Origin of the sequence: Kineococcus vitellinus (genome assembly GCF_009906315.1) — a bacterium.
GTDB lineage: Bacteria > Actinomycetota > Actinomycetes > Actinomycetales > Kineococcaceae > Kineococcus > Kineococcus vitellinus.
In genome coordinates, this window is sequence record NZ_JAAALL010000096.1 from 1 (window position 1) to 14,067 (window position 14,067).

10 protein-coding genes and 1 pseudogene are annotated in these 14,067 nt (G+C 74.8%); 3 read left to right on the plus strand and 8 right to left on the minus strand.

All coding sequences use genetic code 11. The features are described from left to right. Nucleotides 1–51: 51 nt before the first annotated feature. From ribA to GTQ99_RS10520, 3 genes and pseudogenes are all read right to left on the minus strand, one after another. Nucleotides 52–642 (minus strand): annotated as a pseudogene (gene ribA, locus GTQ99_RS10510) (GTP cyclohydrolase II); the annotation flags it as partial. A gap of 118 nt (nt 643–760) precedes the next feature. Then, nucleotides 761–1,228, minus strand: coding sequence for a SufE family protein (locus tag GTQ99_RS10515; protein WP_338074897.1), 468 nt, complete (start codon nt 1,226–1,228; stop codon nt 761–763). Continuing rightward, nucleotides 1,225–2,121, minus strand: coding sequence for a sulfurtransferase (locus GTQ99_RS10520; protein ID WP_338074898.1), 897 nt, complete (start codon nt 2,119–2,121; stop codon nt 1,225–1,227). Before GTQ99_RS10520 ends, GTQ99_RS10515 begins: the two co-directional genes overlap by 4 nt. Nucleotides 2,122–2,243: 122 nt before the next feature. Here GTQ99_RS10520 and zapE point away from each other — a divergent pair, with 122 nt between their 5' ends. Next, nucleotides 2,244–3,296, plus strand: a complete 1,053-nt coding sequence (zapE, locus tag GTQ99_RS10525; RefSeq protein WP_166615685.1) for a cell division protein ZapE — start codon at nt 2,244–2,246, stop codon at nt 3,294–3,296. Here zapE and GTQ99_RS10530 read toward each other — a convergent pair. The 5 genes from GTQ99_RS10530 to glgX form a co-directional block, all read right to left on the minus strand. Then, nucleotides 3,261–4,373 (minus strand): HoxN/HupN/NixA family nickel/cobalt transporter, encoded by a 1,113-nt coding sequence (locus tag GTQ99_RS10530; protein ID WP_166615686.1) that lies wholly within the window; start codon nt 4,371–4,373, stop codon nt 3,261–3,263. The two genes, zapE and GTQ99_RS10530, sit on opposite strands and share 36 nt — an antisense overlap. Before the next feature lie 66 nt (nt 4,374–4,439). Beyond that, nucleotides 4,440–5,135, minus strand: coding sequence for an NUDIX hydrolase N-terminal domain-containing protein (locus GTQ99_RS10535; protein WP_166615687.1), 696 nt, complete (start codon nt 5,133–5,135; stop codon nt 4,440–4,442). Further along, the gene (gene treZ / locus GTQ99_RS10540) at nt 5,132–6,886 is read right to left on the minus strand and encodes a malto-oligosyltrehalose trehalohydrolase (protein ID WP_166615688.1); all 1,755 of its coding nucleotides are present in this window, start codon (nt 6,884–6,886) and stop codon (nt 5,132–5,134) included. The genes GTQ99_RS10535 and treZ overlap by 4 nt, the downstream gene beginning before the upstream one ends. A gap of 95 nt (nt 6,887–6,981) precedes the next feature. Next, nucleotides 6,982–9,432, minus strand: a complete 2,451-nt coding sequence (gene treY / locus GTQ99_RS10545; protein WP_420814543.1) for a malto-oligosyltrehalose synthase — start codon at nt 9,430–9,432, stop codon at nt 6,982–6,984. A 17-nt stretch (nt 9,433–9,449) separates the two neighbouring features. Beyond that, entirely contained in the window at nt 9,450–11,591 is a 2,142-nt protein-coding gene (glgX, locus tag GTQ99_RS10550) for a glycogen debranching protein GlgX (RefSeq protein WP_166615690.1), read from the minus strand. A 156-nt stretch (nt 11,592–11,747) separates the two neighbouring features. Between glgX and GTQ99_RS10555 the strand changes: the two genes are divergently transcribed. Beyond that, the gene (locus GTQ99_RS10555; RefSeq protein WP_338074900.1) at nt 11,748–12,740 is read left to right on the plus strand and encodes a YihY/virulence factor BrkB family protein; all 993 of its coding nucleotides are present in this window, start codon (nt 11,748–11,750) and stop codon (nt 12,738–12,740) included. 78 nt (nt 12,741–12,818) lie between these two features. Beyond that, nucleotides 12,819–13,931: an amidohydrolase family protein gene (locus GTQ99_RS10560; protein ID WP_338074901.1), complete on the plus strand. Its 1,113-nt coding sequence runs from the start codon at nt 12,819–12,821 to the stop codon at nt 13,929–13,931. The last annotated feature ends 136 nt before the right edge of the window (nt 13,932–14,067 follow it).

Below are 14,067 nucleotides of genomic sequence, written 5' to 3' on the forward strand. Positions count from 1 at the left end.
CACCCGGCGCCGGCGGTCAGCTGCTCGCGCTGAGCCGCCCGGGCCCGGGGCTCAGGAGACGCCGGGCAGGCGGTGGCCCATGCGGTCGCGCTTGGTGCGCAGGTAGCGCACGTTGTCCCGCGTCTGGGCGACGGGCAGGTCGCGCCGGCGCAGCACGGGCACGCCGTGCCCGCGCAGCGCCTCGACCTTGAGGGGGTTGTGCGTCATGAGCTCCACGTCGCGCACGCCCAGGTCGCGCAGCACGGCGGCCGCGCCGGTGTAGTCGCGCGAGTCCACCGGCAGGCCGAGGTCGAGGTTGGCCTCCACGGTGTCGCGGCCCTGCTCCTGCAGCGCGTAGGCGGCGATCTTCGCGGCCAGGCCGATGCCGCGGCCCTCCTGCCCGCGCAGGTACAGCACGACCCCGCGCCCGTGGGCGCTGACGGTGTCCAGGGCGGTCTGCAGCTGCGGGCCGCAGTCGCAGCGCAGCGACCCCAGCACGTCCCCGGTCAGGCACTCCGAGTGCAGGCGCACGAGGACGTCGTGGCCGTCGCCGACCTCGCCCGCCACCAGCGCCAGGTGCTCGACGCCGTCGGCCTGGCGGTAGGCGACCGCGCGGAACGTCCCGTGCGCGGTGGGCAGCCGCGCCTCGGCCACCCGCGTCACCGGCAGCGCCGGGTGCGGCGGCCGCCCGCCCCCGTCCGCCGCGCCCAGCGGCTGGACCTCGCTCACGCTCCTCCTCCCCGCGCCCGGTGCACCCCGTGCACCCGGCCGTGCGCGGCCCTCAGGCCGCGACCGCCACGCGCACCTGGCGCTTGACCCGCGCGAGCATCCCGGTCATCCCGCGCATGCGCAGCGGGCTGACGGCCTGCTCCAGCCCGAGCCGGAAGCACACGTCGGCCGGCAGCTCCAGCACGTCCCGCGCCGGCAGCCCGTCCAGGCCCTCCTGCAGCACCCCGGCGAAGCCGCGCGTGGTCGGCGCCTCCGCCGGGGCGGAGACGTGCAGGTGCACGGGGTGCTCCTGCTCCTCGCCGACCTCCACGGAGATGAAGACCGGCGACTGGCACTCGTCGACGCGCTCCATCTTCTCCAGGTGGCCCTCGTACTGCGCCGGCAGCGGGCGCAGGCCCTGGCTGAACTCCAGCAGCAGCTGCAGCCGCTCGCGCTCGGGCAGCGCCTGGAAGTCCTCGACGATCCCGGCCATCGCCGGCGGCAGGCCGGCGGTGGGCTCGCTCGACAGGTCGTCGCTCACCGCAGCGACCCCTTGTCCGGCCCCTTGGCGATCGGCACGCGCACGGCGTTGCCCCACTCGGTCCACGAGCCGTCGTAGTTGCGGACCTTCTCGAAGCCCAGCAGGTGCTGCAGCACGAACCAGGTGTGGCTGGAGCGCTCCCCGATGCGGCAGTAGGCGATGACGTCGTCCCCGGGGGCCAGGCCCTTCTCCTGCTGGTAGATGGCCTCCAGCTCCTCGCGCGTCCTGAACGTGCCGTCCTCGGCGGCCGCGCGCGCCCACGGGACGCTGTCGGCGCCGGGGATGTGGCCGCCGCGCACGGTGCCCTCCTCGGGGTAGTCGGGCATGTGCGTGCGCTCGCCGGTGTACTCCTGCGGGGAGCGCACGTCGACCAGCCGGCCGCCGAGGTGGGCCAGCACGTCCTCCTTGAAGGCGCGCACGCCCGCGTCGGAGCGCTCGACGACGGGGTAGTCCGCGGCGGGGCGCTGCGTCACCTCGGTGGTCATCTCGCGCCCCTCGGCGACCCACTTGGCGCGCCCGCCGTCCAGCAGCCGCACGTCGGGGTGGCCGAAGAGGGTGAACACCCACAGCGCGTAGGCGGCCCACCAGTTGTTCTTGTCGCCGTAGATGACGACGGTGTCCTCGCGGGAGACGCCCTTGCGGGACATGAGCGCGGCGAAGCCGGCGCCGTCGACGTAGTCGCGGGTCACCGGGTCGTTCAGCTCGGTGTGCCAGTCGACCTTCACCGACCCGGGCACGTGGCCGGTGTCCCACAGCAGGACGTCCTCGTCGCTCTCGACGACGACCAGGCCGGGTTCGCCGAGGTGCTCGGCCAGCCAGCCGGTCGTGACGAGCTTGTCGGGGTGCGCGTAGGCGGCGAGCTTGGAGTCGGGGTCCAGGGGCAGCGTGCTCACGGTGGTTCCTCCAGCGGGTCGTCGTGGCAGCGGCAACACCGCGCGGAGCGGCGACGTTCCCGCGCCGCGATCCTGCCAGACCACGCCGGGCCGCCCGTCCGGCCTCGCCCTACTGTGGACCGGTGACCAGCCCCGAGACCCGTGTGGACTCCCTCGCCGGACGCGACCCCCGCGTCCCGCCGGAGCAGCTGGTCGCCGAGCTGGTGCCGCCGCCGCGCTTCGCCGAGGTGCGCTTCGCGTCCTACGTGCCGGCGCCCGAGCACCCCACCCAGGCCCAGGCCGTGCAGGCCATGAGCGCCTTCGGCGAGCGGGTGCTCGCCGGGGACGGGGCCCGCGGCGGGCTGGCCGGGCTCTTCAAGCGCAAGGAGCCCGCCGGCCCGCCCGGCATGTACCTCGACGGCGGCTTCGGCGTCGGCAAGACCCACCTGCTGTCCTCGCTGTACCACCAGGTGGTCACCGACGGCGGCCGCCGCGCGGCCTACGGCACGTTCGTGGAGTACACCAACCTCGTCGGCGCGCTGGGCTTCCGCCAGGCCGTCGACGCGCTCGCCCCGCACGCCCTGGTCTGCATCGACGAGTTCGAGCTCGACGACCCCGGCGACACCGTGCTCGTCTCGCGCCTGATGCGCGAGCTCGTCGACCGCGGGGTGCGGCTGGCGGCCACCTCCAACACGCTGCCCGGAGCGCTGGGGGAGGGACGCTTCGCCGCCCAGGACTTCCAGCGCGAGATCCAGGCGCTGGCCGGGCGGTTCACGGTGCAGCGCGTCGACGGCGAGGACTACCGCCACCGCGGGTTGCCGGCCGCCCCGGACCCGCTGTCCGACGCGGACGTGGAGCGCGTCGCGGCCGGCCGCCCGGGCGCCACCCTCGACGACTTCCCCGCGGTCCTGGAGCACCTGGCGAAGGTGCACCCCAGCCGCTACGGCGCCATGGTCGGCGCGGTGCCGCTGGTGTGCCTGCGCGGGGTGCGCACGGTCTCCGACCAGATGGTCGGGCTGCGCCTGGTGGTGCTCGCCGACCGCCTCTACGACCGCGACGTCCCCGTCGTGGCCTCCGGGACCCCCTTCGACCGCGTCTTCACCGACGAGCTGCTGAGCGGCGGGTACCGCAAGAAGTACCTGCGCGCGGTCTCGCGGCTGTCAGCGCTCGCCCGCGACGGCGCCGCGCTGGCCTGAGCGGGAGGTGCTGGTGGTGCGCCACCACGCCAGCGCGCCCAGCCAGAGCAGCAGGAACGCGCCGGCCACGGCGTAGCCGACGGCGCCGGTGTCCAGGTCGGCGATGCGGGTGGTGAGCGCGCCGCCCAGGTGCAGCTGCTCGTGCAGGACGCCGACGAGCTGGACGGTGCCCACCGCCAGGCAGACGGCCACCGACAGCCCCGTCACGACCCCGTTGTAGGCCAGCCGCCGCAGCGGGTCGGCCAGCGCCCAGTCGTAGGCGAGGTTCATGAAGGCCCCGTCGAGGGTGTCGAACAGGCTCATGCCCGCGGTGAAGAGCACGGGCAGGACGAGGACGGCGTACCAGGGCAGCGTGACCGCCGCGGTCCCGGCGAGCACGAGCAGCGCCACCTCGGTGGCGGTGTCGAAGCCCAGGCCCATGAGCAGCCCCGCCGGGTAGACCTGGCGGGGGGAGCGGATGCGGGCGGTGAAGCGCCCCAGCAGCCGGGCCAGCGCCCCGTCGATCGCCAGCCGCTGCGCGAGGGCGGCGTCGTCCAGCTGCCCGCGCCGGCGGCGGGCGGCGGTGCGCACGATCCCGGCCAGGGCCGCGAGGTTGACCAGCCCGATCACCCACAGGAAGATCCCGGCCGCCGAGGTGCCGAAGACGCCCAGCGCGTCGTGCGCGCTCGTGCCCTCGGTCACCAGGCCGGAGGCGAAGCGGGCCCCGGTGGCGACGACGACCGCCATCGCGAACACCACCGAGGAGTGGCCCAGGGAGAACCAGAACCCCACCGACAGCGGTCTGCCGCCGTCCGCGCCGGACTGGGTGAGCTTGCGGGTGGTGCCGTCGATGACGGCGATGTGGTCGGCGTCGAAGGCGTGCCGCACGCCGAAGACGTAGGCCGTCAGGCCCAGGCCCCAGCCGAAGACCTGGTCGCCCACGGAGTGCTCGTGCGGGACCACGAGCAGCCCCAGCACGCCCCAGCCCAGCACGTGCAGGGCGGCGACGACGCCGAGCAGGCGCAGCAGCCGCCGGGTGTCGGCGCGCTCCCAGCGCCGTCCCGTGGGGGTGGCCGCGGCAGGGGGGACGACGGGCACGCGGGACTCCTCGGCGGTGGGCGGCGGGGCTCGGTTGTTGCGAACCAGTGGCAACAACCGAGCACCCTAGTCCCACTCGGTGGGCAGCGAGGGGTCGCGGTGGTGGGCCAGCACCCTCTCCAGCTCCCAGCGGTCGATGCGGCGCAGCGACAGCGGCGGCAGCTCCTCGAGCCCGTACCAGCCGACGTCGAGCGTCTCCAGCTCCGAGGCCGCGACCGGCTCGCCCACCGCCCGGCACAGGAAGTACAGGTGGAAGACGCTCACCGGCATCGGCGGCTGCTTGCCGCGGGCGTCGCGCTCCCAGACCCCGACGACCTTGACGACCTCGACGGGGTAGCCGGTCTCCTCCAGCACCTCCCGCACCGCGGCCTCGCCGGGCCGGTCCCCGGGGTCGGCCCAGCCGCCCGGCAGCGACCACAGCCCGTCGCTGCGCTCGCGCAGCATGAGGAAGCGCTCCCGCTCGTCGACCACCGCCGCCCGCACGTCCACCTTCGGCGTCGCGTACCCGGCGTCGGCGTCCAGCACCAGCCGCAGCACCTCGCGCGGGGTGTCCGAGACCGCCGCCAGCAGGTCAGCGGCCAGCTCGCCCAGCTCCCGGTAGCGCGCCGCGTCGTAGTCCTTCGACGGCTCGCCCACCGCGTACACCAGCCCGTCCTGCGCGAGGGCGGCGATGCGCACCGCCGCCCTGCGCACCCGGTCGGCGGCCGAGCCCGGACCCGAGCCCCCCGCGTCCCCGCCGGGTGTCCCGCCCGTGCCGCTCACGCGACGCGCAGGACCACGACCGACTCCGCGGGCAGCCGCACGCCCTCGCCGAGCAGCTCGGGCGCCGGGCCGTCGGAGAAGGAGCAGAGCACCTCCACCGGGTCGCCGTCGACGTCGACGTCGCCGCCGTCGCCGAGCGCCACGACCACGCGGTGGTCGCCGCGGTGCAGCACCAGCGCGTTGCCGCGCACGTCGAGGCGCACCGCGCGCAGGTCGGCGTCGCGGAACTGCTCGCGCTCGCGCCGCAGCGCGATGAGGTCGCGGTACCAGCGCAGCGTGCGGGCGTGCTCACCCTCGCCGGTCTCCTCCCAGCGCAGCACCGAGGCCTCCTTGGTGCGCGGGTCCTGCGGGTCGGGCACCTCGTCGGCGCTCCAGCCGTGCTCGCCGAACTCCGAGCGCCGGCCCTGGCTCACCGCCGCCCCCAGCTCGGGGTCGGGGAAGGAGGTGAAGAACTGCCACTTGGTCGAGGCGTTCCACTCCTCGCCCATGAAGACCATCGGCGTGAACGGGCCCAGCAGGTACAGCGCCGCACCGGCGGCCTGCCGCGCGGGGCTGAGCAGGTGCCCGATGCGGTCGCCGACGGCGCGGTTGCCCACCTGGTCGTGGGTCTGCAGGTACCCCAGGAACGCCGTGCCCGGCACCGCGGCCCGGTCGACCTTCCTGCCCCAGACCTCGCCGCGGAAGGCGGAGAAGCGCTCGGCGTGGAAGAAGGCCTCCTCGAACGTCGTCTTCAGCACCTCCGGGTCGCCGAAGTCGGCGTAGTAGCCCTGGCGCTCCCCGGTGAGCAGCGCGTGCAGCGCGTGGTGCACGTCGTCGTCCCACTGCGCGTTCATGCCGAAGCCGCCCTGCGCCGTGGGCGTCACCATCGCCGCGTCGTTGAGGTCGGACTCGGCCACCAGCGACAGCGGCCGACCCAGCTGCGCGGACAGCGCCGCCACCTCGTCGGCCAGCTGGGCCAGCAGGTGGACGGGGGAGTCGTCGACGAGGGCGTGCACGGCGTCCAGGCGCAGCGCGTCGACGTGGAAGTCGCGGAACCAGCGCAGCGCGTTGTCGCAGATCCAGCGCCGCACCTCCACCGAGCCGGTGTCGTCGAGGTTGACCGCCGCGCCCCACGGGGTGTCGTGCTTGTCGGTGAAGTAGGGGCCGAACTCGCCGAGGTAGTTCCCGCTGGGCCCCAGGTGGTTGTAGACGCAGTCCAGGGCCACGGCCAGGCCGCGGGCGTGGCAGGCGTCCACGAACGCCGCGAACCCCTCGGGACCGCCGTACTCGTGGTGCACCGCGTAGGGCGCCACGCCGTCGTAGCCCCAGTTCCACGGCCCGTCCCACGAGGAGACCGGCAGCACCTCCACGACGTCGACGCCGAGGTCGACGAGGTGGTCCAGCTTCCCGGTCGCGGCGGCGAAGGTGCCCTCGGGGGTGAAGGTGCCCACGTGCATCTCGTAGAACACCGCGCCGCGCGCCTCGCGGCCGCCCCACCCCTGGTCCGTCCAGGAGAACCCGCTCTCCTCGACGACCGCGCTGGGCGCGTGCACGCCGTCCGGCTGCCAGCCCGAGCGGGGGTCCGGGCGGGCGTCGCCGCCGTCGAGGCTGAAGGCGTACCGGGTGCCGTGCCCGGCGCCGGGCACCTCGGCCGACCACCACCCCTCGCGCGGAGACCCGCTGCGCCGCATCGCGTGCCGCGCCACCTCGTCCCCCGTGCCGACGAGGACCTCCACCTGCTGCGCCGCCGGCGCCCACACCCCGAACTCCATGCCTCCACCCTGTCGGACCCTCGGCGGGTGCGCGACCGGTGCCCGGGCGGGGCCGGGCCCCGGGCGGCGGACCGCCCCGCCCGGGGTCCGCGCGCTCAGCCGACGCGCAGCAGCAGCGACACCGGCAGGTCGCGCAGCAGGTCGGCCAGCCGCGCCGGCCCGCCACCGTGCTCGACGCCCGTGAACGCGTCCCGCCACGTCCCCTCCGGCAGGGTCAGCGTGTGCTCGCCCCAGCCGCCGTGGCGCTCCAGCGACACCGGCAGCCGGGTGGCGACGGCGACCGCCCCCGGCGCCTCGACGCCGCCGCGGGCGAACGCGACGGCGTTGCCCGTCGACGTCGGCACGGGGGCGTAGCCGGCCGCGGGGCCGGTGAAGACGTCCGCGTGCTCGCGCCGGGCCCGCAGCGCCCGGGAGACGACGAGCAGCTTCTCGTCGTCGAGGTCGGCGGGCTCGGAGCCGGCGTCCAGCGCCGCCAGGCGCCGGGCCCGCTCGGCGTAGTCGACGGCGCGGCGGTTGTCCGGGTCCACCAGGGACAGGTCGACCAGCTCGGTGCCCTGGTAGACGTCGGGCACCCCGGGCATCGTCAGCTGGACGAGCTTCTGGCCCAGCAGGGCGGTGCGGGCGGCCGGGGCGATGAGCTCGACGAACTCGGCGACGGCCGCCAGGACCGCCTCGTCGCCCAGCACGCCCGTCGCGAAGCGCTCCACGGCGCTCTCGTACGCCTCGTCGGGAGCCGTCCACGTCGTGTGGTCCTTCGCCTCCCGGGTGGCCTTCTGCAGGTAGGCCAGCAGCCGCTCGGCGCTGATCGGGCCCGGGCCCCAGGTGCCGACCAGCGTCTGCCAGACGAGCAGCTCGGTGCGCGCGTCCAGCTCGCCGGCGCGGTGCTCGGCGGCCAGCTCGCGCCAGGTCGCCAGCGCCTCGGCCCACTCCTCGGTGAACTCCGACAGCGTCGCCAGGCGCGCGCGCACGTCCTCGCTGCGCTTGGTGTCGTGCGTGGACAGGGTCGTCATGGTCGCCGGCCAGTCGCGGGCCAGCCGGGCGGCGAAGGAGTGGAACTCCTCCGGAGCGGTGCCGAAGCGGGTCGGGTCGCCGCCGACCTCGTTGAGCGCGCTCAGCCGGAACCAGCGGTAGAAGGCGGTGTCCTCGATGCCCTTGGCCATCACGGGCCCGCAGGTCTGCTGGAAGCGGACCACGAACTCCGCGATCCGCTCGTCGTCGGGGGAGCCGACGCGGTTCAGCGCCAGGTCCACGACGACGTCGAGGGTGTCCTGGCGCTCGGCCGGCAGCCGGTGGCGGGCGATCGAGGCGGCGTGCTCGAGCACCTCGACGCTCTCCGCGGGCGCCGGCTCCCCCGGGGTGACGTAGGCGCGGTAGCGCTCCATCGCCACGAGCAGCTCCACGACGCACTCGTGCAGCCCGCGCCGGGTGTGGTCGCGCAGGTCGACGTCGTCGTGGCAGATGCCCGACAGCAGCTCGACGAGCCGGTGCACCTCGGCGTACAGGCCGTGCTCGACGACCTCGCGCTTGGCCTCGTCGACGAGCGTGGCGAAGGGCCGGGTGTCCCCGGTCGCGGCCGCGTACTGCCCCGACAGCGGCTCGGCGCCGGCGGCGTCGACGAAGAGCCCGCCGATGCGCTGCAGCGCGTCGTAGCCCGTGGTGCCCGCGCACGGCCAGTCCTGCGGCAGCACCTCCTCGCCCTCGAGGATCTTCTCCACGACCACCCAGGCGCTGGAGCCGCCCTCGCCGGTGGCGGTGACCTCCGCCAGGCGCTGCAGGTAGCCGCGCGGGTCCGCCAGGCCGTCCGGGTGGTCGATGCGCAGCCCCTGCAGCTGGCCGGAGTGCAGCAGGTCCAGCAGCAGCGCGTGCGAGGCGTCGAAGACGTCGGGGTCCTCCACGCGGATGGCCGCCAGGGTGTCGACGTCGAAGAAGCGCCGGTAGTTCAGCTCCTCGTCGGCCACCCGCCAGTGCGCCAGGCGGTACCACTGGCGGTCCACCAGCTGCGCCAGCGGCAGGTCCTCGGTGCCGGGGCGCACGGGGAAGACGTGGTCGTAGTAGCGCAGCACGGGACCGCCGTCGAAGGGGTCGCCGGAGCGGTCCAGCGACAGCTCCCCGGCGGCCAGCACCTGCCCGATGCGCTGGCCGAGGACGGCCATGAGGATCGCCCGGTCCTGCACGGACCAGTCGACGTCGAACCAGGAGGCGAAGGGCGAGCGCGGGCCCTCCTTGAGCACCGACCACAGCTGGGCGTTGTCGGAGGCCGGCGTGGGCACGGCCATGTGGTTGGGCACCACGTCGGCGACGGCGGCCAGGCCGGCCTCGCCCAGGGCGGCGCTGAGCCGGTCGAAGCCCTCGCGGCCCCCCGCCTCCGGGTTCAGGCGGGAGTGGTCGACGACGTCGTAGCCGTGCTGGGAGCCCTTCGCGGGCGCCAGCACGGGCGAGAGGTAGGCGTGCGAGACGCCCAGGGCGGCCAGGTAGCCGGCCTGCGCGGCGGCGTCGTCGAAGGTGAAGGCGGGCTGCACCTGCAGGCGGTAGGTGCTCACGGGCACCACGGCCGGGCGGTAGTTCACTTCTCTCCCAGGGGTTCACGGGCCAGGACCAGCACGGATCGTCCCGCGACCGGGAGCTTGGCGCCCGGCGAGAACGCGGACTCCTCGGTGAAGATCGACACGATGCCGACCTGGTCGTCGGCGGTGTCCAGCCGCGGGCGCCAGTCGTCGCCGTACGCCTTCTCGGGGAGGGTGAACTCCACCGTCTCGTGCCAGGGGTTGTAGAGCACCAGGAACGAGTCGCCGACGATGCGCTCGCCGCGCCGGTCCGGCTCGGGGATCGCCTCCCCGTTGAGGAAGACCATCACCGCCCCGTTGGAGGGGCCGCTCCAGTCCGCGTCGGTCATCTCGCTGCCCGCGGCGCTGAACCACTCGATGTCGCCGACCTCGCTCTCGCCGCCGTGGGAGGCGTCCCCGGCGAAGAAGCGGCGGCGCTGGAAGACCGGCTCGGTGCGCCGCAGGGCCACGACGCGCTGGGCGAAGGCCAGCAGCTCGCGCTGGGTGTCGTCCAGCTTCCAGTCGATCCAGGAGATCTCGTTGTCCTGGCAGTAGGCGTTGTTGTTGCCCCGCTGGGTGCGGCCCAGCTCGTCGCCGTGCAGCACCATCGGCACGCCCTGGCTCAGCAGCAGCGTCGTCAGCAGGTTGCGGTGCTGGCGCGCCCGCAGCGAGATGATCTCCGCGTCGTCGGTGGGGCCCTCGACGCCGCAGTTCCAGGAGCGGTTGTGGCCCTCGCCGTCCGCGCCGCCCTCGCCGTTGGCCTCGTTGTGCTTCTCGTTGTAGGAGACGAGGTCCCGCATCGTGAAGCCGTCGTGGGCGGTGACGAAGTTGATGCTCGCGATCGGCTTGCGCCCGGAGTGCTCGTACAGGTCCGAGGAGCCGCTGATGCGGCTGGCGAACTCGCCCAGCGTGCGCGGCTCGCCGCGCCAGAAGTCGCGGATCGCGTCGCGGTAGCGGCCGTTCCACTCCGTCCACAGCGGCGGGAAGCCGCCGACCTGGTAGCCGCCGTCGCCGACGTCCCACGGCTCGGCGATGAGCTTGACCTGCGAGACCACCGGGTCCTGCTGCACGAGGTCGAAGAAGGCGCTGAGGCGGTCGACCTCGTGGAACTGGCGGGCCAGGGTGGCGGCGAGGTCGAAGCGGAAGCCGTCGACGTGCATGTCCGTCACCCAGTACCGCAGCGAGTCCATGATCAGCTGCAGGACGTGCGGAGAGCGCATGAGCAGGCTGTTGCCGGTGCCGGTGGTGTCGAAGTAGTGCTTCTGGTCGCCGTCGACGAGGCGGTAGTACGCCTGGTTGTCGATGCCGCGGAAGCACAGCGTCGGGCCCATGTGGTTGCCCTCGGCGGTGTGGTTGTAGACGACGTCGAGGATGACCTCGATGCCGGCCTCGTGCAGCGCGCGCACCATCGACTTGAACTCCTGCACCTGCTGGCCGCGCTGGCCGGTGGAGGAGTAGGCGTTGTGCGGGGCGAAGAAGCCGATGGTGTTGTAGCCCCAGTAGTTGGACAGGCCCTTGTCGACGAGGTGGGTATCCTGCACGAACTGGTGCACCGGCATGAGCTCGACGGCCGTGATGCCCAGCGAGGTCAGGTGCTCGATGACCGCCGGGTGCGCCATCGCGGCGTAGGTGCCGCGGATCTCCTCGGGGACGTCCGGGTGCAGCTGGGTCAGGCCCTTGACGTGCGCCTCGTAGATCACCGACTCGTGGTACTCGTGCCCGGGCCGGCGGTCGTTGCCCCAGTCGAAGTAGGGGTTGACGACCACCGACAGCATCGTGTGCCCGAGGCTGTCCTCGACGTTCACCTCGCCGGGGCGGTCGAAGTGGTAGGAGAACAGCGACTCGTCGCCGTCGACCTGGCCCTCGATCGCCTTCGCGTAGGGGTCCAGCAGCAGCTTCTCGGGCTGGCAGCGGGCGCCGCTCTCGGGGTGGAAGGGGCCGTGCACGCGGTAGCCGTAGCGCTGCCCCGGCATCACCGAGGGCAGGTAGGTGTGCCAGACGAAGCCGTCCACCTCCGGCATCGCCACGCGCTGCTCGCTGCCGTCCTCGCCGATGAGGCAGAGCTCGACCCGCTCGGCGACCTCGGAGAACAGCGCGAAGTTGGTCCCCGCGCCGTCGTAGGTGGCGCCGAGGGGGTAGGGCCGGCCGGGCCAGATCTGCATCGCGGGGTTCCCTCCGGAAGGGGGCTCGGTCGTGCGGCGGACCCGGTCATCATGTCGGTTCCGCCTCCAGCTCACACCCGGAGGGCCGCGCGGGACCCTCCGGGGCCCCGGAGCGTCCTGCGGCCGCCCGCCCGGCGGCGCGGCTACCGTGTCCGGGTGCCCGAGGACCCTCCCCGCGCCCCCGTCGCCGCGGCGGGCACCGCGCCGCCGCTGCGGGTGGGCCCGCCCGCCGCGGCCGTGCGCGCCTGGCGCGACGGGCGCGCCCTGGCCGCCGGCACGCTGGCGGCCTGCCTGCGCTTCCGGGTCACCGGCCTGGCGGCGGAGGGCGGCTTCTTCGCGCTGCTGTCGCTGCCGCCGCTCGTCTTCGGGCTCGTCGCCAGCCTGGGCTACCTCGGCCGCTGGCTGGGCGCCGACGACGTGGCGGCCGCCCGCGAGCAGCTGACCCGGCTCACGCAGTCGCTGTTCACCCCCGAGGCCATGGCCGGCGTCGTCCTGCCGACCTTCGACTCCGTGACCACCTCCGGGCGGGCGGACCTGACGCTGCTCGCCTTCGCGGTGAGCGTCTGGTCGGGCTCGCGGGCGCTCAACGTCCTCGTGGACACCATCGCCATCACCTACGGCCTCGGCGGGCACCGCGGCATCGTGCGCACCCGGCTGCTGTCGCTGTCGACGTACCTGGTGGCGCTGCTCGTCGGGGTCGTCGTGGTCCCGCTGGTGCTCGTCGGCCCCCGGCTGCTCGGGGAGTGGCTGCCCGGGCACGTGCGCTGGCTGACGACGCTGTACTGGCCCGTCGTGCTGGTGCTCTCGGTCTGCTGCCTGGCCGCGCTGTACCACCTGGCCACCCCGGTGCGCTCGCGCTGGTGGCGGGAGGTGCCCGGGGCGCTGCTGGCGCTGCTGGGCTGGCTGGCCGTCTCCTGGGTGCTGCGCCGGGCGCTGGGCTACTCGGTCGCCGGCCCCTCCACGTCGATCTACGGACCGCTGGCCGCGCCGATCGTCGTGCTCGTCTGGTTCTACTCCCTCACCATCGCCGTGCTCACCGGAGCGGCGCTGAACTCCGCCGTGGACCGGGTGTGGCCGGACCCGACGCGGGCCGCGGCCCGCGAGGCCGCCCGGCTGCAGGCCGCCGAGCGCCGCCGCTGGGTGCCCTGACCGGGCGACGGAGGTGGTGCGGGTGACGGGGGCGAGCCGGGGCCCCGCCCTGGCCGTCGGGTGCGCGAGACTGCCGGGGTGGACCTGAACCGCCTCCGGTCGGCCGGTGGCCGCCGCGCCCGTGACCTGGCCGCCCGCGCCCGGCTGAACACCCACCGCCTGGCCACCTACCGGCCGCGCAGCGAGCTCGTGCTGGCGAGCACGCAGGTCCAGCGGGCGGCCGTGCCGGCCGTCGACGTGCACAACCACCTCGGCCGCTGGCTGACCGGCGGGCGCGCCTGGCTGGCCGACGACGTCGGCGCGCTGCTGGCGACCATGGACGAGCTCAACCTCGCCGCGGTCGTCAACCTCGACGGCCGCTTCGGCGACGAGCTGGAGCGCAACCTGGACCGCTACGACCGCGCCCACCCGGGCCGCTTCGCCACCTTCGCCCACGTCGACTGGAGCCTGCTGCTCCAGGGCCCGTCGGGGGTGGCCGCGATGGTCGAGCAGGTGCGCGCGGCGGCGCGCGCCGGCGCCGGCGGCCTGAAGGTGTGGAAGGACCTCGGCCTGCTGCTGCGCGACGAGCGCGGCCGGCTCGTGCGCCCCGACGACGAGCGCCTCGGCGACGTCTTCGAGGCCGCCGGCGAGCAGGGCCTGCCGGTCCTGGTCCACGTCGGCGACCCGCCGGCCTTCTTCCGGCCCGTGGACCGGCGCAACGAGCGGCTGGAGGAGCTGACCCTGCACCCGGACTGGAGCTGGCACGGCAGGGGCGTGCCGAGCCACGAGCAGCTGCAGGAGTCCTTCGACCGCCTCGTCGGCGCGCACCCGGGCACGACGTTCATCGGCGCCCACGTGGCCGGCTGGGCGGAGAACCTGCAGTGGGTGTCGCAGGCCCTGGACCGCCACCCCAACCTCGTGGTCGACACCGGCGCCCGGCTGGCCGAGCTGGGGCGCCAGCCGCGCGCCGCCACCGCGTTCGTCGCCCGCCACGCCGACCGGGTGCTGTGGGGCAGCGACAGCTTCCCCTTCGACGCCGAGGCCGTGCGGCGGTGGTTCCGCGTGCTCGAGACGGCCGACGAGGCCTTCGAGTACGGGCCGGAGCCCGACCAGGGGCGCTGGACGGTCTCCGGCCTGGCCTTGAGCCCCGAGCAGCTGTCCGCCGTCTACCGCGACAACGCCCGGCGGGTGGTGCCGGCCCTCGCGCGCTGAGGCGCCCGCCCGCCGCTCAGGCGGCGTCGGCGGGCCGGCGCTCGCGCGGGGAGCGCTGCCGGGGCGTCGTCGCGGTGGGCCGCTCCGCCGCGGGCTGCTCCGCCGTGGGCCGCTCCGCCGCGGGCTGCGCCGGCGC